Consider the following 20,716-nt stretch of genomic DNA (forward strand, 5'->3'; position numbering starts at 1 on the left):
GCAACTAATCCCAATTAGGGTGATCCGCCTGATTCACCCTGGTGCGTGTCGCCTCGGAATCCGGTCCCGGGCGAGGGCCGCAGGCGCCCTACACGGGCCAGGCGTCGGCGAGCATCGCCCGCGTGTCGGCGAGGAGTTGGGGCAGCACCTTGGTGTGGCCGACCACCGGCATGAAGTTGGTGTCACCGCCCCAGCGCGGGACGACATGCTGGTGGAGATGGGCCGCGATCCCGGCGCCGGCGACGGTGCCCTGGTTCATCCCGATGTTGAAGCCGTGCGCCCCGGACGCGGTGCGCAGCGCGGTCATCGCATGCTTCGTCAGCTCGGCCAGCTCCGCGGTCTCCGGCCCGTCCAGCTCCGTGTAGTCGGCGACATGGCGGAACGGGACGATCATGAGGTGACCGCCGTTGTACGGGTACAGATTGAGCACCGCGTAGACATACTCGCCGCGCGCGATCACGAGGCCGTCCTCGTCCGACTTCGCGGGGATCGCGCAGAACGGACAGCCGTCGCCGGCCCCCGGGCCGGTCGGCTTGTTCTCCCCCTGGATGTAAGCCATCCGGTGGGGCGTCCACAGGCGCTGGAAGGCGTCCTGCGTCCCGACTCCGATCTGCTGCTCCGGCTCGCTTGTCATACGGGCCAGCATATGGCTTCGCCCGTTGGCGCCGTGTCGTTGGGGCGTATACCGCGACCCGCTCCGCGATGCTGAGCCGGTGGACAGGGAACAGCGGCTGTGGGACTGGGAGGAAACCGCCCAGCCGTATCTCCTCGGCGCCTCGCTCCTCTTCCTCACCTCCTACGCGGTCCGGGTCCTGGTCCCCGGCCTCTCCCCCGGCTGGCAGGTCTGGTGGGAGCTGGTCACCATCGTCAGCTGGAGCTTCTTCGTCGTCGAATATCTGGCGCGGCTGGCGTTCAGCAACGACCGGCGGCACTTCCTGCGCACCCGCTGGCTGGATCTGGTCGTGACCGTACTGCCCCTGCTGCGGCCGCTGCGGCTCATCGACATGCACGAGCGGATGCAGCGGCGCAGGGACCATCCCCGGCTCGTCCTCGAAGCGCGGGTGATGGCGTACACCGGGCTCACCTCGCTGCTGCTGGGCTTCGCCGCCAGCCTGGCGGTCTACCACGACGAGCGGTCCGCCCCGGGCGCCAACATCCACACCTTCGGTGACGCGGTGTGGTGGGCCAGTTCGACCCTGACGACGACGGGGTACGGCGACGCCACCCCCGTCACGCCGCGCGGCCGGGTCATCGCGGTGGGGCTGATGTTCGCCGGGGTGGCCCTGGTGGGAGCGGTGGTGGGCTCTTTCTCCTCCTACCTGCTGCGCCGCTTCCGGCAGGAGGGCGAGAAATGACTAGGGCCCCGGAGAGCAGGTCGCTCTCCGGGGCCTCGTGCTCAGCCGGGCGTCACACCTGGACGCGGCGCTCCACGACGTCGAGGATCTCGGCGATCGCCTCATCGCGCGGGATGCCGTTCTTCTGCGACCCGTCGCGGTAACGGAAGGAGACCGCGCCGTTGGCCACGTCCTCGTCACCGGCGATGATCATGAACGGGACCTTGGCCTTCTGGGCGTTCCTGATCTTCTTCTGCATCCGGTCCGAGGAGGAGTCCACCTCGATCCGCAGTCCCTTGGCCTTCGCCTCGGCCGCGAACTCCTGGAGGTACGGGACATGCGCGTCGCCGATCGGGATCCCGGTCGCCTGGACCGGCGCCAGCCACGCCGGGAACGCCCCCGCGTAGTGCTCCAGCAGCACCGCGAAGAACCGCTCGATCGAGCCGAACAGCGCGCGGTGGATCATGACCGGACGCTGCTTGGAACCGTCCGCCGAGGTGTATTCCAGGTCGAACCGCTCCGGCAGGTTGAAGTCCAGCTGGACGGTCGACATCTGCCAGGTACGGCCGATGGCGTCCTTGGTCTGCACGGAGATCTTCGGCCCGTAGAACGCGGCGCCGCCCGGGTCCGGGACCAGCGGCAGCCCCTGCTTCTCGGCGACCTTCCGCAGCGTCTCGGTGGCCTCCTCCCAGGCCTCGTCCGAGCCGACGAACTTCTCCGGGTCCTTGGTCGACAGCTCCAGGTAGAAGTCGGTCAGACCGTAGTCGCGCAGCAGGTCGAGCACGAAGGTGAGCGTGGCGTCCAGCTCGTCCGCCATCTGCTCCTTGGTGCAGTAGATGTGCGCGTCGTCCTGGGTGAAGCCGCGGGCGCGGGTCAGGCCGTGCACGACACCGGACTTCTCGTACCGGTACACGGTCCCGAACTCGAAGAGGCGCAGCGGCAGTTCACGGTACGAGCGGCCGCGCGCGTCGAAGATCAGGTTGTGCATCGGGCAGTTCATGGGCTTGAGGTAGTAGTCCACGCCCTCGTCGAGCTGCATGGGCGGGTACATGCCGTCGGCGTACCAGTCCAGGTGGCCCGACTTCTCGAACAGCTTCCCCTTGGTGGCGTGGGGGGTGTAGACGAACTCGTAGCCCGACTCCTCGTGGCGCCGGCGGGAGTAGTCCTCCATGACCCGGCGGATGATGCCGCCCTTGGGGTGGAAGACCGCCAGCCCCGAGCCGATGTCCTCGGGAACGGAGAACAGGTCCAGCTCGGCACCGAGCTTGCGGTGGTCGCGCTTCTCGGCCTCGGCGAGGAACTCCAGATGCGCCTTGAGCTCGTCCTTGGTGGGCCAGGCGGTGCCGTAGATCCGCTGGAGCTGCTTGTTCTTCTCGCTGCCGCGCCAGTACGCGGCGGCCGAGCGCATCAGCTTGAACGCGGGGATGGCGCGGGTGCTGGGGAGGTGCGGACCGCGGCACAGGTCCTTCCAGCACAGCTCGCCGGTCTTGGCGTCGAGGTTGTCGTAGATGGTCAGCTCACCGGCGCCGACCTCGGCGGACGCACCCTCGGCGGCGTCCGCGGCGGAGCCCTTGAGCCCGATCAGCTCGAGCTTGTACGGCTCGTCGGCCAGCTCCTCGCGGGCGGCGTCGTCGGCCACCGCACGGCGCGCGAACTTCTGGCCCCGCTTCTGGATCTCCTGCATCTTCTTCTCGATGCGCTTGAGATCGTCGGGGTGGAACGGGGTCTCGACGTCGAAGTCGTAGTAGAAGCCGTCCTTGATCGGCGGGCCGATACCGAGCTTGGCCTCCGGGAACAGCTCCTGCACGGCCTGCGCCATCACATGCGCGGTGGAGTGCCGGAGGATGTTCAGGCCGTCCTCGGAGGTGATCTCGACGGGCTCGACCGCGTCACCGTCCGCGACCTCGTACGCCAGGTCCTTCAGCTCCCCGGCCACCCGCGCGGCCACGACACTGCGCTCGCCCTGGAAGAGGTCGGCGGCCGTAGTCCCCGTGGTCACCACGCGTTCTTCCCGCTCGGAATCGCGTTGGACGGTCACACGGACGTCTGACACCGGTCTCTCCTGACTCATGTCTCTTCACGTCAGCGATTGCTGCGCAGCCGAATCGTACCGAGCCACCCGACCTGACCGCGAAACGGTTTCACCACCCCCGGCTCGCAGCCGCTATTCCTCCGCCCCGCAGGCCTCCTCGAAGAAGTCGAGATTCTCCTGGAGCGACTTCAGCAGCCGGTCCCGCTCCGCCTCGTCGACCTGTACGGGCGTGACACCGCGGCCGCCGGTGATCCGGCGGAACCCGCCCCTGCTCTCCAGCCGCCCGCTCACCCGGACCGGCAGCCCCACCAGGTGCGCATGCGCGGCGATGCGGTAGTCCTCCTCCCCCAGCGCGACCCGTACCTGCACCACGTCCGCGCCGGTGATCACCCGCAGCCGCACCGTGCCGGGCCCGTCAGGCCGCTCCCTGCGCAGCCGTATCACCGCCCCGGTCACCCGTACCGGCAGCGAGGGCTCGTCGCGGACATAGCGCTGGGCGGCCTGCTGCAACGCGGGCAGATCGCCGGCCGAGAACTCCACCGGTTCGGGCCGGGCCGGGCAGCCGGCCGGGGCGCCGGACCCGGGCGACCACTCGACCGCGATCCGCACCCCCTCCGCGTCCCGCACCAGCGCGATCAGTGCCTGGACCAGCTCATGGCAGACCCCCAGCTCGACGGCCGCATCGAAGGCCTCCATCCCGCCGGTGGCCCGCTGGTAGTCGGTGGCGTCGCGGGCCGCGTGCAGTGCCCGTTGGAGCCCGGCGACCGTACCGCGCCCGCCGCGCACCGGGACGAACGCGGTCAGCCGGCGCCCGGCCGCCGCCGGGCCGACCAGCACCTCGGCCATGAACCCCTCGGCCTGCCGTTTGTGCCGGGCGCCGTAGTAGCCGGCCCGGCCGTACGTCCCCAGCGCCCCGGCGATCAGCATCGAGCGGGCCGCGCCGCGCAGCTGCTCCTGTGCGACCCAGTACGCGGCCCCCGAGCCGCCGTCGGGGACCTCGCGCTCCCAGCGCACCTCGTCGCTGGGCACCGCCAGCCCCACCAGCACCTCGCGGGCGGAGGGCGAGGAGCTCTGCGCCAGCGCCGCCAGCGCCTCCACGAGCAACTCCCCGCTGTCGGGGAAGCGGCGGTCGTGCGGCACCAGCAGGCTGGTGCCGCCGGCACCGCCGGGCGGTGTCCACCGGGCATAGTGACCCGCGGCCCCGCCCCGGCGCCGCCAGCCGTGCCGGGCCAGCAGCGCGCTGAGCACCGCCGGATCGAGCCGCGCGGGATCCAGGAGCCGCGCGTCGTAATCGTCGGTCGGCCGGTACATCAGGGTCTCCCTCCCGCCCCGACCCGCGTCATGATCTCGCAGAGCGCTCGGTCGTCGAAGATCCGCGCGGTCGGGATCCGCACGGTGGTCCTGCGCCGGCCGGTCACCGGATGGCCGGCCAGATTGATCCAGTAGCAGCAGTGCCGCAGTGCGAGACGGTCGTGGGAGGCCCGCAGCCAGTCGTCCTGGGTCCGCGGGACCAGCATCACGACCAGGATCTTGTGTACCGATACGGGCGTACGGGCCAGCTTCACCAGATGGTCGTTGTCGAGCATGAAGGCGAAGGTCGGCCCCGGCGGGCGGGGGGCGGTCTGGTAGGTGCACTTGAGCTGCACCTTGATGGTCACTTCGTCGTCGACGGTGTGACCGGGCGCGCCATGGCTGACGTGCCAGTCGATTCCGTTGTCCGGGAAGGGCTGCGCCAGCGAACATCCGGAGGCGGCGGCGACCGCGTGCAGATAGCCCACCTGGAGGGTCTCCATGCAAGCAGTGGTGGCGAGTCCGCCGCGCTGCGGTGTTGTCAGCTGGGGCAGCAGCCCGCCCGGTTCGGGCTGCGCGAGCGTCATCGCGGGGATGCCTTCCGGGCTGTGCCGATCGATGCGTGTGGACGACGGGGAGAAGGCGGAGCGTGCCGGCCCGTCCCTCTGGTTGTCTCCGCGTCAAGTGGTCCGCAAACAAAGACGGTTCGAGCACCGGGCGAGTCGGGTATCACCAGCTCGGGTGGCGTGCACGTCATCCCCCGTACGAGCGCGAGGAGTTGGGATGATGCCGTGCTGGTATGACGGACCGCTTGCCGCCTTCGACACCGAGACCACGGGCGTCGACGTCGAGCGTGACCGCATCGTCTCCGCCGCCCTGGTGGTCCAGGAGACGCCGCGCTCCGCGCCCCGGGTCACCCGTTGGCTGATCAACCCCGGCGTCGAGATACCCGAGGCCGCGACGGCGGTGCACGGCCTGACGGCCGACCATCTCGCACTGCACGGCCGCTGGCCCGCGCCGGTGCTGGAGGAGGTCGCGCGCGCCCTGGCCGCCCAGTCGGTGGCCGGCCGGCCGCTGGTCGTGATGAATGCCCCGTTCGACCTGACGCTCCTGGAGCGCGAGTTGAAGCGGCATCGCGCCAGCTCGCTCGACACCTATCTGGGCGGCCATCCGCTGCACGTCCTCGATCCCCGCGTCCTCGACAAGCACCTGGACCGCTACCGCAAGGGCCGCCGCACGCTCACCGACCTGTGTGCCCATTACGAGGTCGAGCTGGACGATGCCCATGAGGCGGCCGCCGACGCGCTCGCCGCGCTGCACGTCGTCCGGGCCCTGGGGCAGCGCTTCGCCGACCGCCTGGAGGGGCTGCATCCGCCGGAGCTGCACACCCGCCAGGCGGTCTGGTACGCGGCCCAGGCCCGCGGGCTCCAGGCGTGGTTCGCCCGCAGCGGCAATCCGGAGGTCGTCGATCCGCATTGGCCGCTGCGTCCCGGACTCCCCGCCGCGGCCTGATCCCCCATCAGCAATTCCGGTCCGAGCGGCAAAGGCACCGGCCGGAATTCCCGGTGCCGCGTTCTTCCCAGTTCCTCCAACAAAAAGAACCGGGCCGCTTTTTGGCGGCCCGGTTCTTGATCCCGGTGGGCGATACTGGGTTCGAACCAGTGACCTCTTCGGTGTGAACGAAGCGCTCTCCCACTGAGCTAATCGCCCGGGTGTCGGCGAGGTTTCCCTCGCGAACGACCTGAACAATACAGGCAGGCCGGGCCTTCCATCAAATTCCTGTTCCGCCGTGGTCCCGGGCGCCCGCGCAGGGGCGGCCCGGGTACTCATCCGCGGGCCAGCCAGGCGGCCAGACCGCGGCGCCCGGACCGCATCATCAGCGCGTGATTGGCGAGGAACACCGGCCGCCCCAGCAGCGCGAACCGCCGCAGCAGCGGCTTGCAGACCTCCACGTCCTGCTCGAAGACGGCACGGGTGCCGCCGGCACCGGGCACCACGGTCCAGCGCGCCCAGCCGGCCAGATCTCCGCGCATCCCGATCTCCAGCACCCCCGCGCCCGGGTCCCGCAGACGCTCGGTCGCCACCACGGTCAGGTCGTACGGCAGCAGCGAACGGAAACGGGCGGTGCCACTGCGGTCGTCGAGCGGGTTGACCTCGCGAACCTGCGGCCACCACCGGGGGTATGCCTCGGCGCGTTCGAGGACGGCGTAGACGACGGTCGGCGGGGCGTTGAGCAGCCAGACGCTGCGGAAGCGGTAGCGGTGCAGTCTGCGTGACCAGTCGGGCATGATCCCAGTGTGCGCCCCACGGTGATGCGGACACCCAACAACAGCGACGGCCCGGAGACTTGAAGTCTCCGGGCCGTCGTCCGGGGTGGGCGATACTGGGTTCGAACCAGTGACCTCTTCGGTGTGAACGAAGCGCTCTCCCACTGAGCTAATCGCCCGGGCGCACCGCCAACATTACCCCACGTCGGCGGGCACTTCTGACCATGACGGTGTCACTCGGAGACGTTCCACGGCATCGCGAAACCGAACTTCCAGACATAGACCGCGAGCGCCGCGGCGATGATCACCAGTCCGATGGTGGTGAGAATGATGTTGCGCCGCCGCACCTTGGGGTCGAGCGCCTTCTGGGCCGCTTCCGTGACCTTCCGCTTGGTCCAGCGCAGCACCAGCTGGGCCCAGACGAATTCCGTCGCCCAGATCGCCATACCGCCGAAGATCACCAGCCAGCCCGGTCCCGGCAGCGGCAGCATGATCACGCCGGCCACCACGACCGCGAGACCGACGACGAAGACTCCGACCTGCCAGCTCACGTGGAGCGGCCGGGAGCGCTTGATGAAGTGCGGCGCTCTCGAACCGAGCGGCTGCTCGGCCGGAGCGGCGTCCTCCTCCACCGTTCCCGGCCCCCCGTTACTCTGCGTATTCATACTCACAAACTTACCGGACGGGATGGGTCCGCGGAATTACCACCGAGGACGATCTCGCAATCCGCCGGAAGAGGTACCTGAAGCCACACAAAACCGTCAGAGGGGTTTACAACGGCACCGTAGGTGGCATGTCGATTTCGCCGACGTGCGAATCCCCGAGCGCACACTGAGCGAAAGGCCCTGGCGCTTATGAACACCACGGTCAGCTGCGAGCTGCACCTGCGCCTCGTTGTGTCGAGCGAGTCCTCACTGCCTGTACCCGCGGGCCTGCGGTATGACACGGCCGATCCTTATGCCGTGCATGCCACCTTCCACACCGGAGCCGAGGAGACCGTCGAGTGGGTTTTTGCCCGCGACCTCCTCGCCGAGGGCCTGCACCGGCCCACGGGCACCGGAGACGTCCGCGTATGGCCGTCCCGGAGCCACGGACAGGGCGTTGTCTGCATCGCCCTGAGCTCGCCGGAAGGCGAAGCCCTGCTCGAGGCGCCCGCACGGGCCCTCGAGTCGTTCCTCAAAAGGACCGATGCCGCCGTGCCACCCGGTACGGAGCACCGGCATTTCGATCTCGACACCGAGCTCTCCCACATCCTTGCGGAGAGCTGAGACGCAGCACGGTTACCGAAAGCACCCACCCGCTCACACTTGCGTCCGTCCGACTCGGGGAGACGGCGCAGGACCGACAAGTTCATACGGCACACTTCGGCGTCGTCGCCGCGGACCCACCGCGGAGTCGGCGCTGAAGCTTGTTCCAAGCGCTAGAGTCGGCGACCATTCGGCAACCACACCGGGGGCGGTACCCGTCCGGCCCCACCCTGCCAGGGAGCGGAACCGTGATGATCAGCCATGACACCCGGTGCGCGCTGGAGGCGGTCGTCGATCTGCTGAACACCGCCCCGGAAGGCGAAGCGCCCGGAGCGCCGGACAGCCTGACCGACCTCGCGGCCCTCGAGGAGTTCGTACAGCGCAACGACGTCAGCGATGTGGGCGCGCTCGGTGCGGGCGACCTGGCGGCCGTACGGTCCGTCCGCGCACGGTTCGCGAAGATCTTCGCGGCGGAGGACGACCGCACCGCGGCCGACCAGCTGAACTCGCTGGTCGCCTCGGCGGGCACCACACCGCAGCTGACCGATCACGACGGGTACGACTGGCACGTCCACTACTTCGCGCCGGGTGCGTCGGTCGCCGAACATCTGGCCGCGGACGGCGGGATGGCACTGGCCTTCATCCTCGTCGCCGGGGAACGCGAGCGGCTGCGGCGCTGCGAGGCACCGGACTGCCGGCATGCCTTCGTCGATCTCTCCCGCAACCGCTCCCGGCGCTACTGCGACAGCCGCACCTGCGGAAACCGGCTGCATGTCGCGGCCTACCGGGCACGGCGGCGGGAGGCCGCGGCGGGCTGAGTGCCTTTCGTGGCACCACGTCGGGGCCCGGGGCGCCGGCGCATACCGGCCCCACAGGAGGAACCGGCCTCACAGGAGAAAGAGGTCGTGCACTGCTCCGAGAAGGAGCAGAAAGCCGATGACGGCGAGGAAGAGCATCAGCGGCGGCTGGGACAGCGCGAACAGGCAACCGCGCGGTTCGGGGGACGGGGCGTCGTCTTGGGCGAGGGCGCACTCATCGTTCATCTCGGGCGCATCATGACGCAGATGATCGTCCCAATGCGCCCGATAAGCGGCTCAGCAGCGGTAGTTCATCAGATCCCGTGCTTTTTCAGGATCGCTTCGATGTCCGAGAAGTCATCCTTGGGTGCACCGCCCTTGCCCTGAGCGGCCTTCCCCTTGGCGGCCGGCTGCGCGGCACCCCGGCCGGCGCCGAGGGAGGGCGCGGAGGCGGCCGGAGCCACCGCGTCGGACCGGTCGGCCGCCGCGGCCTTGCGCTCCTTGCGGTTGCCGATCCCGCCCCTGCGGCGCTCCACTCCCCTGCTGATCATGAACAGCACGGCGGAGAGCGCGAGCACGCCGAATCCGGCCCAGACCGTGGGCTTGAAGACGATGTTGGTGACCCAGTCGATGACGCCCGTCATCACCAGGCCGATGGGGATCAGAGAGAAGGCGGCGATGCGGGTCGCGGCCAGGAACCGCTTGCGGTATGCCGTCAGCGCGGCGATGCCCAGGCCCGCTGCCGACACCGCGGCACAGACGGTCGAGGTCAGCATCCGGTCCTCCTGCCGGTGAAAGGCGAGCAGGCGTTCTGCTCCCTTCCATCCTGCCTTGTCCGGCCCCGCGGGGGCCATGTTCCGGCGCGGGCTCAGGGACATCTCGGGGTAGCGCTCCTCCCCAGGTCCCGGTTCGGTACCGGGCCGGGGGTGCCACCCGGCGTCAGCCGGGGGAAGGCTGGAAGACTGGCTGCCATGAACGACGCCACCACTTCCGCCGCCCCTCCCGTCCGCCCCGTGCTGGACGTGTGGTGCGAACTCCAGTGCCCGGACTGCCATGCCGCCCTGGAGGACCTGCGGGCGCTGCGGGCGCGCTACGGCGACCGGCTGGACGTCCGCCTGCGCCACTTCCCCCTCCCCAAGCACAAGCACGCCTACGTCGCCGCCCAGGCCGCCGAGGAGGCCATCGAGCAGGGGCAGGGCTGGCCGTACATCGAGGCGGTGCTGGCGCGTACCGAGGCGCTCGGCGCGCGCGGTGAGAAGCTGCTGCTGGAGGTCGCCGGAGAGCTGGGGCTGGACGCCGAGGAGCTGGACACCGCGCTGATCGACGGGCGGCATCTGCTGATCGTCGACGCGGACCAGGCCGAGGGCAAGGCGATCGGGGTGACCGGGACGCCGACGTATGTGATCGGCGGCGAGCGGCTGGACGGCGGCAAGAGCCAGGAGGGGCTGCGCGCCCGTATCGAGGAGATCGCCGACCGGCTGCTGGCCGGGCAGGGCTGAGCCGGGCCTCACGGGCAGTGTCCGGGGCCCCTCACAGGATCGGCTTCCACAGCAGGTACCCGGTGGGCCGGTAGCCCAGCGAGGTGTAGAGGCCTAGCGCCGGCGCGTTGTCCGCGTAGACGTTCAGGCCCAGGGTGGCGTGGCCGGCGGCGAGGCTCTCGCGCTCGGCGACCAGCATCAGGGTGCGGCCGTGGCCGTGCCCGCGGTGTGCGGGCGCGACCTGGATGTCGACGACATAGCCGCCCGGCACGTCCGGCATCCGCAGGGCGACCCAGATGCTGCCGACGTCCGCACCACGGTGCGTCAGGACGCGCAGCGCCTGATCGGGCGTGTCCACACCGTCCGGCAGCAGGGCGCGATGGCCCGCGGCCGAGGTCTCCTCGGCGCGTGCACGGGACATCCCCTGGCCCAGCTGCGTACGGACGTGCTCGGCGAGCGCGGCCTCCCGCCAGGTCGGGTACTCCGCCTCGCTGAGCGCACGGTCGCCGCTGTCCTCGGGCAGCGGCGGCGGACCGTCGAGGGTTTTGCTCATCGTGCGGCTGCGCTCGGTGTAGCCCAGCGCCGCCGCGAGCCGCCCGGCGGCCTCCGCACCGGCCGGGACGGTCACCTCGATCTGCCGGCAGCCCCAGCCGCGCAGCACCTCCTCGGCGGCGAGGGCGGCGACCGTGGCGCGGCCGCGGTGCCGGTCCGGCGCCTCGATGACCAGCTCCGCGATCCGGCCCGCCGTCGGGCCGAACCGGGCGTCCGTCGTCAGCCGGATCCCGCCGACCCGGCGGCTGTTGACACAGATGTCGTACGGACGGGCCCGGCGCCCGTCGTCGTGCCGTTCTTCCGGTCCCGCGGGGCGCAGCGTTGTGGTCACGAGGACTTTCTACTCGCCCCTGCGCGGGCCCGTCATCACCGCGGGTCGAAGTCGGCGGCGGACTGCTCCTCGAAGATCCGCAGGGCTTCCGCGGTCACCGGGCCCGGCTCGTCGGCGAGTTGGCGGCGGTCGATCCGGGTCACGGCCTGAACGTCGCGCAGGGTGGAGGTCAGGAAGATCTCCTCGGCCCGCTCCAGGGCGTCCAGCGGCAGATCGGTCTCCTTGGCGCCGGCCCAGCTGATGGTCAGGGCGCGGGTGATGCCCGCCAAGCAGCCGGAGTGCAGCGGCGGGGTGTGCAGTTCGCCGTCCAGGACGACGAAGACATTGGAGCCGGTGCCTTCGCAGAGCGCGCCGACGGTGTTGGCGAACAGCGCCTCGGAGGCGCCCTGTTCACGGGCGCGGGCCAGGGCGACGACGTTCTCGCCGTACGAGGTGGTCTTCAGCCCGGTGAGCGCACCGCGTTCGTTACGGGTCCACGGGACGGTGACGGCGGCGGTGGTGTCGGGGCGGCGCTGGGTCTCGGACAGCGCGATGACCAGCGTGGGGCCGGCGTCGCCGCGGTCCGAGCCGAGCGGTGAGACGCCGCCGGTGTAGGTGAGCCGCAGCCGCCCGAGGGCCATCGGGTTGGCCGCCATGACCGCCTCACAGCCGCGCCGGACCTCGTCGAGATCGGGATCGGGCAGTCCCAGCCCGCGGGCTGAGGTGGTCAGCCGCTCCAGATGGCGGGTGAGGGCGAACGCGCGGCCGTGCTCGGCCTTGATGGTCTCGAAAACGCCGTCGCCGACCGTCAGCCCGTGGTCGAAGACCGAGACCCGGGCTCCCTCGGCGTCCTCCAGCCCTCCGTTGAGCCAGATCTTCATCGCTATCCTCCACTCGCCTCGTGCAGGCCCGACGCTACCGCGAGCAGCCTGCGCGCCTTCAACTCGGTCTCGGCCCACTCCCGCTCCGGATCGGAGTCCCAGATGATCCCGGCGCCGGCGCCGAAACGGAGCACCGGGCCGCCGGGCGGGGTGCGGTCGATCCAGAACGTACGGATGCCGACCGCGAGCTCGCCGGTGCGGCGGTCCGCGTCGACCCAGCCGATGCCTCCGCAGTACGGGCCGCGGGGCGCGGTCTCCAGCTCGTCGATGATCCGCAGCGCGCTGGACTTGGGGGCGCCGGTGACCGACCCGGGCGGGAAGGTGGCGCCCAGCAGATCCGCCCAGGCGGTCTTCTCATTCGCCCCGTCCAGTTCGCCGCGCACCGTGGACACGAGGTGGACCAGGCCGGGGTGCTCCTCGACGGCGCACAGTGCCGGGACGGTGACGGAGCCGGTGGCGCAGACCCGGCCGAGATCGTTGCGGACCAGGTCCACGATCATCACGTTCTCCGCCCGGTCCTTTGCCGAGAGGTCCGCCGCGGTCCGGCCGGTGCCCTTGATGGGGCCGGAGACGACGGTGCGGTCGTCGCGCCGCAGATACAGCTCCGGGGAGGCACTGGCGATCTCGACGCCATGCCCCGGCAGCCGGATCGTCCCGGCATACGGCGCCGGGTTGCCGCGGGCCAGCACCGCGGACAGCGCGTCCACGTCGGCGCGGCCCGGGTCCGGCAGCGGCGCGGTCAGCACCCGGCAGAGGTTGACCTGGTAGACGTCGCCGGCCGCGATGTGTTCACGGATACGCCGCACGCCGCCGGTATAGGCGTCGCGGTCCAGGGAGCTGGTCCAGGCGCCGGGTACGGGGCCGCGCCAGCCGTCGGGGGCGGGGCCGTCCGAAGCGGCGGCCGGCCGTACGTCGCCGAAGCGGGCGCAGACCACCGCGCCCTCGAAATCGGCGGCCACGGCCCACCAGCCCGTGGAGTCCAGAGCCGCGGGATCGCTGGTCACATCCAGCAGGTCGGTGGCTATCAGGCCGCCGAAGCGTGCCATCGGAGCGAAGTCGTGCACGTCAGCGAGTCTATGGCGGCGGCCCCGACCCTGCCTGTGCCGAGCGAGCAGCGCAGCACGCTGCACAAACGCGTTTTTGTACTGGCCCCGGAATCCGCTAGAGTTCAACACGTCGCCGGGACACGCAAGCGCCCCGGAGGCCGAGTAGCTCCCGGACGTAGTCTGGGAGAGACACCTGCGGACGTAGCTCAGTTGGTAGAGCACCACCTTGCCAAGGTGGATGTCGCGAGTTCGAGTCTCGTCGTCCGCTCGATGTGGGGGATCTTCCCGAACCCCCTCACTCCTGGTGGAGTGGCCGAGAGGCGAGGCAACGGCCTGCAAAGCCGTCTACACGGGTTCAAATCCCGTCTCCACCTCCAAGGACGATTAGCTCAGCGGGAGAGCGCTTCCCTGACACGGAAGAGGTCACTGGTTCAATCCCAGTATCGTCCACTGACCCGGGTTCACCCGGGTCCCCGCGCGATTAGCTCAGCGGGAGAGCGCTTCCCTGACACGGAAGAGGTCACTGGTTCAATCCCAGTATCGCGCACGCAGCTGCGGATCTTCGCGATCCGTGGTCCCGAGGACGATTAGCTCAGCGGGAGAGCGCTTCCCTGACACGGAAGAGGTCACTGGTTCAATCCCAGTATCGTCCACACCAGAACCCGAGGGCCGGAGCATTTCGCTCCGGCCCTCGGTCGTTGTTCAGGACTCGGTCGTGGCTCAGGACGAGTCGTTTGCTCAGGACGAGAAGAGCATGTGGCCGAAGCTGCGATGGTGGTGGCCGTGGTGGCCCTGGTGCGGGGCGCCCCATGCAGGGGCGGCCGGATAGGCCTGCGGGGCGGGCGGCGGCGGGGCCTGCTGGGACCACTGGGACTCGAGGCGGGTCAGCGCCTCCAGCTCCCCGTAGTCCAGGAAGATCCCCCGGCAGCCGGCGCACTGCTCTATCTGCACGCCGTTGCGCTGGTACGTCTGCATGGGCGCATGACACTTGGGGCACTGCATCGTCGGCTCAACTCCTGTCATCCGGCACTGCTCACTGCGTTGCCGCCGGAACGGCCTCCCGGCGACGGGGTGTTCACCCTACGTCCGGCCCGGCGGGCGCCAACTGGTCCGGCAGGGAAGTCATCCGGGCGCAGGCATCGACCACCGCGGTCTCGATCTCGTCCAGGGGGCGGGCGGCGGTCGCGGCCTTGGCGACGGCGAGCGCGGCGGTCTGCACGGTCAGGGCGCGCGCCGGAACCTCCAGGTCGGGCCAGGGGTCGCCGGCCGGACGTACGGCGGGGCCGCCGGCGGCGCGGTAGGCGGCGAGGAAGCGCGTCCAGAGGTCCGGTGCGAGCAGGCCGGTGGCGAACCAGGCGGCGGGACGGGCCAGGTCCCAGGCGCCGTCGCCCGTGCCGAGGTCGTCGATGTCGATGAGGAGCCAGGGGCCGTCGGTGGCCGGGTGGCGGACGAGCTGGCCCAGATGCAGATCGCCGTGGCAGAGGGTGCCGGCGCGTGGGGGCGGGGCGGCGTCCCGGGCCCACGGCGGCAGCAGGGCCCAGGCACGCTCGACGGCCGCGGCGGCCGCGGGCAGCGATCCGGCGCCGGGCCGGGGTGCGGGCGGCGGGCCGACGGCCGGGGCCAGGGTGTCGCGCAGGCGGGCCAGGGCGCGGGCGGCCTTGGCGGGGCCGCGCATCGGCGGTACGGGGCCGGGAAGTTGGCGCGGGTCGACGCGGTGCAGACGGGCCAGCAGACGGGCGGCGTCCTCCCAGGGCGCGGCGTCGGGGTCGTCGGGCGGGACCGGGCTGCCGTACGGCCAGCGGGAGAGGGCGCGGCCGTCCTCGGTGCGGGTCAGGAAGCCGTCGGGGGCGGTGACCGGGAGCGGGGGCAGCAGGATGCCGTGCAGGAGGGGGTGGGCGGCGATCCGCAGCCGGGCGGCCAGGTCGTGCGGGTCGTCGTCGGGGGCGTGTGCCTTGGCGACCGTACCGCCGCTGCGGAGGACCGTGCCGTCGGGGCGGTCGGCGAGCACTTCGGGGGCGGCGGACGGTGTGCCTCCCCGGGCCGACGACGCGGACAGGGCGGCCAGGCACACGTGAAGTGAGGTGGTCATCGTTCCCCCGAGTCCTGCGCGGCGGATGCGCCGTGGGTGGCGGTACGAGCGGTGGGCGGCCCGGCTTGGGATCGTACGCGCGGGGCGGTGGACCGGGCAGGGCCGCGGCCGGGAAAGCTCGAAGGCCGGGCATCTCCCCAGATGCCCGGCCGTCGTGCCGTCCGCCGCACCCCCGTCCCCACGGGGTTTACAGCCGGAGGTCCCCGTCCCGGGCCGCTCTCCCGGGCCTGGGGCGCTGCTCAGCGCCCCAGCATTCCGACCACGGACGACGCCTGTGTCATGACGGCCTCCCAGCCGCCGAAGACCACGGCGAGAACGATCGCCAGCGGCAGCACCATGGCCACCGCGACGAGGGGGTGGCGAGTGCCGGCGGACTGCCGGCCCCCGAGCGCGGCGGCGGCTCGGCGCCCCTGCGCCCGAAGGGCCGTCCGCCCTGGGGTCTCCACCATGGTCCCGCTCCCGTCGTGACTGGGGCGGCGGGCGTCTGACCTCGGGGGACGAGTGCTCCGCCCGCCGCTTGAGGACAACAGTAGGCACCTGGCCGACGCGGGGCGTCATGCCGTCGTACCGATTGATCGGCATCCAGGAGGATGACGGGACCGCGTCTCACGTACTCCCCTGGGTGGAGAGACGGGTCCGGGGCCTGGGGATCTCCCCCAAGGGGTACCGTCGCGCTGCCTCGGCCCGCGCACTCCTGAGGGTGACCTCGCTCACTCCAGCCGCTCCCCCGCGCACCGCGGTCCCGCCCCGGCGGACCGCCCGGCTCACCGCCGTCTGCCGCACCCCGGCCGTACCCTCGGCATCCACCACCAATGCGGTGTGATCCCCCTTCATCACCCCAATCTCCCTTCTGTGGCGGAACATTGGGATCGGGTATGGGAAGTCGGGCCGCGCGGCGGCCGGTTTTCCGCCCGCCCTTCGAGAATCGCACCCGCCACCGGCAATCCGGCCGCCGACGCATGCGCGGCCTCTCAGCACAGCGAGCCGTCAATCCGTAAGCTGTGCCACGTCAGACGGTTGGCAGCGGAGGGGGCTCCCCACCGCAGGTAGGGGACGGACATGGCGATGATGCGGCTCCGACGCGAGGACCCGCGTGTCGTCGGGACGTTCCGGCTGCACCGCCGGCTCGGCGCGGGCGGAATGGGCGTGGTCTATCTCGGCTCGGACAAACGCGGGCAGCGGGTGGCCCTCAAGGTGATCCGGCCGGACCTGGCGGAGGATCAGGAGTTCCGCTCGCGGTTCGCGCGGGAGGTCTCGGCCGCCCGGCGGATCCGCGGCGGCTGTACCGCCCGGCTGGTCGCGGCCGATCTCGATGCGGACCGCCCCTGGTTCGCCACGCAGTACGTCCCGGGACCCTCGCTGCACGACAAGGTCAACGAGGCCGGTCCGCTGTCCCCCGCGCAGGTCGCCTCCATCGGCGCCGCACTGTCCGAGGGGCTGTTGGCCGTCCATGACGCGGGCGTGGTGCACCGCGACCTGAAGCCGTCCAACATTCTGCTGTCGCCCAAGGGCCCCCGGATCATCGACTTCGGTATCGCCTGGGCGACCGGCGCCAGCACGCTGACCCATGTGGGTACCGCCGTCGGCTCACCGGGGTTTCTGGCGCCGGAGCAGGTGCGCGGGGCCGCGGTGACACCGGCGACGGACATCTTCGCGCTGGGCGCCACCCTCGCGTACGCCTGCACCGCCGACTCCCCCTTCGGGCAGGGAAGTTCGGAGGTCATGCTCTACCGCGTGGTCCACGAGGAGGCGCAGCTCGCCGGGGTGCCGGACGCACTGGCGCCGCTGCTCGCCTCGTGTCTGGCCAAGGATCCGGCGGACCGTCCCAGCACCCTGTCGCTGTCGCTGCGGCTCAAGGAGATCGCGGCCCGGGAGGCGCACGGCCCGTCGGGCGGGCCGCTGGAGAACGGGTCGGGTGCCGGGGCGGGTTGGGAGCGCGCGGAGCGCCGTCCCTCGGACCGGCCGACCGGGCAGCGGGCCGAGGAGTACGCACGCCAGCGCACCGAGCGGCGGACGGCGGGCACCTCCTCGCCGCGTCCGCACCCGTCCCGCCCCCCGGCTTCCCGGGACTCGGTCTCCCGGCCGGCCGGTCCGCCATCGGCGGCGGGGAAGAACCCGCGGAAGACCGGCGGGCGCACCGGGCGACGTGCCCCGGCCTCACGCCCCACAGGACGCAACGGCAGCCGCACCCCGGTGCGTACGACGTCGGGCGGGCGCCGTCCCGGTCCCGACCGCCGGCTGCTGCGCCAGCGCGTCATTGTGTTCGTGGTGGTGACCCTGCTGGTGGCGCTCGGTATCGCGGCCGCTCAGGGGTGCCAGGGGCCGGCCCGCGGGCTGGGTGTCGAGCGGCCGGTGCCGGTCGCCCCGTCGTCCGCAGGCGTGGACGGGCCCCATGGCGCGGGGGAACAGAACTCCTAGCGAGTAGTCCCGTTGTCCGGGGTGTTGCGCGGGTTGGATGTCGCATGCGCGCGCGGGCGGGCGGACGGGAGGGCCAGCGCAGTGCCTTGGGGTACTGCGGGAGGCCGACGTGGGGTGGCTGATCCATGTCCGGTGCCGGCCTCCAGGCGCCCGTCAGCAGAGGGAGGAGTGCACATCCCGCCAAGCAGCCGGCGGATCTCCTCCAGGGGGTAGGGGGTCTGCCTGCTCCGGCGCTGGAACTTGCGGCTGAAGTCGGACATCACCGCGGCGATCGGCGCGTGCCGGGCGAGGATCGCCGCGGCCTCCGCTGGGATTCCTGTGGAGCGCTTGCCCTCTGCATAGGCGCGCACCAGCGCGTAGCGGGCCTCCCGGTCCTCCCTCTGGTATCCGTGCAGAGCGGTGACCAGCCAGTTCACCAGATACGTGGCGGTGTAACAGCGGTCGTAGGTCTGGTGCCGGTCGAAGAAGCCGGCCTCGTCCTGCGACAGCTCGAACCCGGAGGAAACGGCAAGGCCGTAGTCCGTGAAGTAGAGGCGCCGGCCGTCGGTCAGGATGTTCTCGAAGTGCGCGTCGAAGTGCAGGAGCCCGCGGCTGTTCATGAACGAGGTGCCGGCTGCCAGTTCCCTCTCCACCATGGCGCAGGCCCCGTTGGCGCTCTGGTCTCCGGCTTCGACCTGAGTGCCCAGCCACTGGTGCAGGTTCTGCTGGATGTACTCCAGGAACAGCGCGACGCTCGCCGAGGACTGCTGGAGTGCCTGGATCCGGTGGCGTACCTGCGATCCGCCGCCCCAGTACGCTACAGCCCGCTCGACGTCGGCCAGTTCCTCGGGCAGCGGCGTCGAGTCCGGCAGTACCCGCCAGTGGTACATCAGGGGGAAGCCCTCGTACTCCCGCGCGAGTACCCAGTTCGTCGTCATGGTGTGCACGGCGAGCTCTCTCCAGGCCCCGAAGCCCGGCCCGCCGAGGGTGCCGATGCCGTACTGGCAGAAGACGGGCAGCTCGAACAGGTTCGCCGTGGACCGGAGATGCTCAAGGTGCCTCTCCAGGTCGGTGAGGGGCACCCGCTTCACGAAGACCGGGGTTCCGGCGACCTCCATCAGGGCCGACTTCCCGCCGATACCGGATCCGATCGGCACGGCCGTGTCCACGAGCTCGCGCAGGGCGCGATCACTGCGCAGGGCCAGGGAGGTGGAGACGGCACCATGGGCGGTCAGACGCGCACCGCGCGACATGCCAGGACACTGCACTGCGGCCTCCACCGGTGTGCCGACCTCGCTTCCGCAATGGCTGCGCAGGCCCGCCGAGCGCAACGACGCGTGGCTCTGCGATGGGGCCTCCGGAGCGGGCGGAGGGCGTCCGGGATCCGTGTGTGACGACAGACCTGAGCACCCTCCTGACCGCACTCTATGTGAAGACCGACGACGAAATGGGAGGTATCGATGCCTCGGTAGACCGCCGCTGCCCGGGCCGACATGTTCCCGCACCTGCCCCAACATCCCGGCTGCCACGAGCGGTTGAAGGCCGCAAGGCCACTGCTCAAGCGCATGAACCGAGAGCTCGCCATGGGCATGGTGAGCGCGGACTCCACCCCGTGCCGGGCGCACCAGCACGCTGCCGGGGCACCGCGCGGAACGCCGCGGGTCGCACGACCGACCGGCTCAAGCACTCCCGGGCCGTGGCGACGCGTGACGACGAGCGCGCCTACGCCCTCCACGGCACTGTCACCGTTGCCCCGATACGCCTCTGGCTCAGGCCCTGATCAGTCCGCTTCCCGCACCTCGGCCCGCTTCACCGGGTCAGCCGCGACGTCGTCCCAGTCCTGGCCGTGCATCCACAGGTTCTCGGCAGCCTCTCGCATCAGTGCCGGCTCGTCCGGCCGCTGCAAGAGCACCAGGCGATAGGCCAGGTTCCGGATCCGGACCGGCAAGCGGCCGTCCACCACGTGCGGGCACAGCTCGCGCAGCATGGCGAGGATCGAATCCGCGTCAGCGAAGGTCAGCTCCTCGACGAAGTGGTGCTCCCGGTGTTCGAGCCCGCACTGCGGCGCGGGTCGGTACTCGTCTCCGTACAGACACCGGGCGTGCTCCGTCAGGGTGCTGTGCATGCCTGGAGCCTATGACGCCTTCCTCCGCCGGACAGCCTCAAGCGGGCCGGCCCGTCGACACCGCGTAGAAGGCCACCGCGGCGGCCGCGCCGACGTTGAGCGAGTCCACGCCGTGCGCCATCGGGATGCGGACCCATTCGTCGGCCGCCCGCAGGGCGCCGGTGCTCAGACCGCCGCCCTCCGCGCCCAGCATCAGGGCGGCGCGCTCCAGGGTGTGCGGGGCGGCCTCGTCGATGGGGGTCGCCTTCTCGGCCGGGGTGAGGGCGAGCAGTTTGAAGCCCGCTTCCCGTACGGCGGCCAGGTCCCGGGGCCAGCCCTCCAGACGGGCGTACGGCACGGAGAACACCGCGCCCATGGAGACCTTCACCGAGCGGCGGTAGAGCGGATCGGCACAGTCCGGAGAGAGCAGCACCGCGTCCATGCCGAGGGCCGCCGCGCTGCGGAAGATCGCACCGATGTTGGTGTGGTCGTTGACCGCTTCCATCACGACGATGCGCCGGGCCCCGGCGAGGAGTTCGGTGGCGTCCGGCAGCGGCTTGCGCTGCATGGAGGCCAGTGCGCCACGGTGCACGTGGTAACCGGTCACCCGCTCGGCGAGCTCCGGGCTGACGGCGTAAACCGGAGCCGGGACCTCGTCGATGACATCGCGCATGACGTCGACCCACTTGGCCGAGAGCAGCATGGAGCGCATCTCGTAGCCGGCGTGCCGGGCGCGCCGGATGACCTTCTCGCCCTCGGCGATGAAGAGCCCTTCAGCGGGCTCGCGCCGGCGCCGCAGCTCGACGTCGGTCAGTCCGGTGTAGTCGGCCAGCCGCGGGTCGTCCGGGTCATCGACGGTGATGATTTCTGCCACGGGGAGATAGTGCCTTGT

At 71.1% G+C, this 20,716-nt stretch carries 23 protein-coding genes, 7 tRNA genes and 2 pseudogenes; 13 read left to right on the top strand and 19 right to left on the bottom strand.

Annotation, left to right across the window (positions count from 1 at the left end; genetic code table 11):
• Nucleotides 1-88: 88 nt before the first annotated feature.
• Nucleotides 89-646, bottom strand: coding sequence for an HIT family protein (locus K7C20_RS06410; RefSeq protein WP_030082972.1), 558 nt, complete (start codon nt 644-646; stop codon nt 89-91).
• A 67-nt stretch (nt 647-713) separates the two neighbouring features.
• Here K7C20_RS06410 and K7C20_RS06415 point away from each other — a divergent pair, with 67 nt between their 5' ends.
• Nucleotides 714-1,355 (top strand): potassium channel family protein, encoded by a 642-nt coding sequence (locus tag K7C20_RS06415; RefSeq protein ID WP_030082974.1) that lies wholly within the window; start codon nt 714-716, stop codon nt 1,353-1,355.
• Nucleotides 1,356-1,407: 52 nt separating this feature from the next.
• On the opposite strand, the gene thrS is transcribed toward K7C20_RS06415, so the two are convergent.
• The 3 genes from thrS to K7C20_RS06430 all read right to left on the bottom strand — a co-directional run bounded on the left by thrS (nt 1,408) and on the right by K7C20_RS06430 (nt 5,243).
• A complete protein-coding gene (gene thrS / locus K7C20_RS06420; protein ID WP_030082976.1) occupies nt 1,408-3,387 on the bottom strand; it encodes a threonine--tRNA ligase in 1,980 nt (659 codons plus the stop codon).
• Nucleotides 3,388-3,498: 111 nt separating this feature from the next.
• A complete protein-coding gene (locus tag K7C20_RS06425) occupies nt 3,499-4,677 on the bottom strand; it encodes a hypothetical protein (RefSeq protein WP_053208446.1) in 1,179 nt (392 codons plus the stop codon).
• On the bottom strand, nt 4,677-5,243 hold the full coding sequence (locus K7C20_RS06430) for a DUF4365 domain-containing protein (RefSeq protein WP_030082980.1): 567 nt from the start codon (nt 5,241-5,243) through the stop codon (nt 4,677-4,679). The genes K7C20_RS06425 and K7C20_RS06430 overlap by 1 nt, the downstream gene beginning before the upstream one ends.
• A gap of 199 nt (nt 5,244-5,442) precedes the next feature.
• On the opposite strand from K7C20_RS06430, the gene K7C20_RS06435 reads away from it, so the two are divergent.
• Nucleotides 5,443-6,168: an exonuclease domain-containing protein gene (locus K7C20_RS06435; RefSeq protein ID WP_030082982.1), complete on the top strand. Its 726-nt coding sequence runs from the start codon at nt 5,443-5,445 to the stop codon at nt 6,166-6,168.
• 126 nt (nt 6,169-6,294) lie between these two features.
• On the opposite strand, the gene K7C20_RS06440 is transcribed toward K7C20_RS06435, so the two are convergent.
• The 4 genes from K7C20_RS06440 to K7C20_RS06455 form a co-directional block, all read right to left on the bottom strand.
• Nucleotides 6,295-6,366 (bottom strand) — tRNA-Val (locus K7C20_RS06440).
• Between the two features lie 116 nt (nt 6,367-6,482).
• Nucleotides 6,483-6,944 carry an SRPBCC family protein gene (locus K7C20_RS06445; RefSeq protein ID WP_030082984.1) on the bottom strand — a complete coding sequence of 154 codons (462 nt, stop codon included), beginning with the start codon at nt 6,942-6,944 and terminating at the stop codon, nt 6,483-6,485.
• 86 nt (nt 6,945-7,030) lie between these two features.
• Nucleotides 7,031-7,102, bottom strand: a tRNA-Val gene (locus K7C20_RS06450).
• Between the two features lie 54 nt (nt 7,103-7,156).
• A complete protein-coding gene (locus K7C20_RS06455) occupies nt 7,157-7,588 on the bottom strand; it encodes a TIGR02611 family protein (protein WP_030082986.1) in 432 nt (143 codons plus the stop codon).
• A 189-nt stretch (nt 7,589-7,777) separates the two neighbouring features.
• Between K7C20_RS06455 and K7C20_RS06460 the strand changes: the two genes are divergently transcribed.
• Nucleotides 7,778-8,191, top strand: coding sequence for an SsgA family sporulation/cell division regulator (locus tag K7C20_RS06460; RefSeq protein ID WP_003959770.1), 414 nt, complete (start codon nt 7,778-7,780; stop codon nt 8,189-8,191).
• A gap of 227 nt (nt 8,192-8,418) precedes the next feature.
• Entirely contained in the window at nt 8,419-8,988 is a 570-nt protein-coding gene (locus tag K7C20_RS06465; protein WP_030082988.1) for a CGNR zinc finger domain-containing protein, read from the top strand.
• Between the two features lie 69 nt (nt 8,989-9,057).
• Here K7C20_RS06465 and K7C20_RS06470 read toward each other — a convergent pair whose 3' ends face one another.
• Nucleotides 9,058-9,213, bottom strand: a complete 156-nt coding sequence (locus K7C20_RS06470; protein ID WP_018087659.1) for a hypothetical protein — start codon at nt 9,211-9,213, stop codon at nt 9,058-9,060.
• Between the two features lie 68 nt (nt 9,214-9,281).
• Nucleotides 9,282-9,743 carry a hypothetical protein gene (locus K7C20_RS06475; RefSeq protein ID WP_030082990.1) on the bottom strand — a complete coding sequence of 154 codons (462 nt, stop codon included), beginning with the start codon at nt 9,741-9,743 and terminating at the stop codon, nt 9,282-9,284.
• A gap of 195 nt (nt 9,744-9,938) precedes the next feature.
• On the opposite strand from K7C20_RS06475, the gene K7C20_RS06480 reads away from it, so the two are divergent.
• A complete protein-coding gene (locus K7C20_RS06480) occupies nt 9,939-10,466 on the top strand; it encodes a DsbA family protein (RefSeq protein ID WP_030082992.1) in 528 nt (175 codons plus the stop codon).
• A gap of 31 nt (nt 10,467-10,497) precedes the next feature.
• Here the strand turns inward: K7C20_RS06480 and K7C20_RS06485 are convergent, their stop codons facing one another.
• From K7C20_RS06485 to K7C20_RS06495, 3 genes are read right to left on the bottom strand one after another with little or no spacing between them, the layout of a single operon-like run.
• Nucleotides 10,498-11,328, bottom strand: coding sequence for a GNAT family N-acetyltransferase (locus tag K7C20_RS06485; RefSeq protein ID WP_030082994.1), 831 nt, complete (start codon nt 11,326-11,328; stop codon nt 10,498-10,500).
• Between the two features lie 35 nt (nt 11,329-11,363).
• Nucleotides 11,364-12,188 carry an aminotransferase class IV gene (locus K7C20_RS06490; protein WP_030082996.1) on the bottom strand — a complete coding sequence of 275 codons (825 nt, stop codon included), beginning with the start codon at nt 12,186-12,188 and terminating at the stop codon, nt 11,364-11,366.
• Nucleotides 12,189-12,190: 2 nt separating this feature from the next.
• Nucleotides 12,191-13,252, bottom strand: coding sequence for a chorismate-binding protein (locus K7C20_RS06495; RefSeq protein WP_150127151.1), 1,062 nt, complete (start codon nt 13,250-13,252; stop codon nt 12,191-12,193).
• 177 nt (nt 13,253-13,429) lie between these two features.
• Here K7C20_RS06495 and K7C20_RS06500 point away from each other — a divergent pair.
• From K7C20_RS06500 to K7C20_RS06520, 5 genes are all read left to right on the top strand, one after another.
• Nucleotides 13,430-13,502, top strand: a tRNA-Gly gene (locus K7C20_RS06500).
• 35 nt (nt 13,503-13,537) lie between these two features.
• A tRNA-Cys gene (locus K7C20_RS06505) sits at nt 13,538-13,611 on the top strand.
• A 1-nt stretch (nt 13,612) separates the two neighbouring features.
• Nucleotides 13,613-13,684: transfer RNA gene (locus K7C20_RS06510), tRNA-Val, on the top strand.
• A gap of 25 nt (nt 13,685-13,709) precedes the next feature.
• A tRNA-Val gene (locus K7C20_RS06515) sits at nt 13,710-13,781 on the top strand.
• 34 nt (nt 13,782-13,815) lie between these two features.
• Nucleotides 13,816-13,887, top strand: a tRNA-Val gene (locus tag K7C20_RS06520).
• Nucleotides 13,888-13,972: 85 nt separating this feature from the next.
• Here the strand turns inward: K7C20_RS06520 and K7C20_RS06525 are convergent.
• The 3 genes from K7C20_RS06525 to K7C20_RS06535 all read right to left on the bottom strand — a co-directional run bounded on the left by K7C20_RS06525 (nt 13,973) and on the right by K7C20_RS06535 (nt 15,772).
• Entirely contained in the window at nt 13,973-14,236 is a 264-nt protein-coding gene (locus K7C20_RS06525) for a TFIIB-type zinc ribbon-containing protein (RefSeq protein WP_030083000.1), read from the bottom strand.
• A 73-nt stretch (nt 14,237-14,309) separates the two neighbouring features.
• On the bottom strand, nt 14,310-15,323 hold the full coding sequence (locus K7C20_RS06530) for a phosphotransferase family protein (protein ID WP_053208448.1): 1,014 nt from the start codon (nt 15,321-15,323) through the stop codon (nt 14,310-14,312).
• A 239-nt stretch (nt 15,324-15,562) separates the two neighbouring features.
• The gene (locus K7C20_RS06535) at nt 15,563-15,772 is read right to left on the bottom strand and encodes a hypothetical protein (protein ID WP_030083005.1); all 210 of its coding nucleotides are present in this window, start codon (nt 15,770-15,772) and stop codon (nt 15,563-15,565) included.
• 610 nt (nt 15,773-16,382) lie between these two features.
• Between K7C20_RS06535 and K7C20_RS06540 the strand changes: the two genes are divergently transcribed.
• Nucleotides 16,383-17,741 (top strand): serine/threonine-protein kinase, encoded by a 1,359-nt coding sequence (locus K7C20_RS06540; protein ID WP_053208449.1) that lies wholly within the window; start codon nt 16,383-16,385, stop codon nt 17,739-17,741.
• On the opposite strand, the gene K7C20_RS06545 is transcribed toward K7C20_RS06540, so the two are convergent.
• A complete protein-coding gene (locus tag K7C20_RS06545) occupies nt 17,738-18,973 on the bottom strand; it encodes a protein kinase family protein (RefSeq protein ID WP_245170931.1) in 1,236 nt (411 codons plus the stop codon). The two genes, K7C20_RS06540 and K7C20_RS06545, sit on opposite strands and share 4 nt — an antisense overlap.
• Nucleotides 18,974-19,110: 137 nt before the next feature.
• On the opposite strand from K7C20_RS06545, the pseudogene K7C20_RS39675 reads away from it, so the two are divergent.
• Together K7C20_RS39675 and K7C20_RS06550 are read left to right on the top strand one after the other, a co-directional pair.
• Nucleotides 19,111-19,306 (top strand): annotated as a pseudogene (locus tag K7C20_RS39675) (IS982 family transposase); the annotation flags it as partial.
• Between the two features lie 62 nt (nt 19,307-19,368).
• Nucleotides 19,369-19,500, top strand: a pseudogene (locus K7C20_RS06550) (IS5/IS1182 family transposase); the annotation flags it as partial.
• Here K7C20_RS06550 and K7C20_RS06555 read toward each other — a convergent pair.
• Entirely contained in the window at nt 19,501-19,845 is a 345-nt protein-coding gene (locus K7C20_RS06555) for a hypothetical protein (protein WP_053208450.1), read from the bottom strand.
• Nucleotides 19,846-19,882: 37 nt separating this feature from the next.
• Nucleotides 19,883-20,698, bottom strand: a complete 816-nt coding sequence (locus tag K7C20_RS06560) for a TrmH family RNA methyltransferase (protein ID WP_030083018.1) — start codon at nt 20,696-20,698, stop codon at nt 19,883-19,885.
• Between the last annotated feature and the right edge of the window lie 18 nt (nt 20,699-20,716).

The organism is Streptomyces decoyicus, from assembly GCF_019880305.1.
In the GTDB taxonomy this organism is placed as follows: Bacteria; Actinomycetota; Actinomycetes; order Streptomycetales; family Streptomycetaceae; genus Streptomyces; species Streptomyces decoyicus.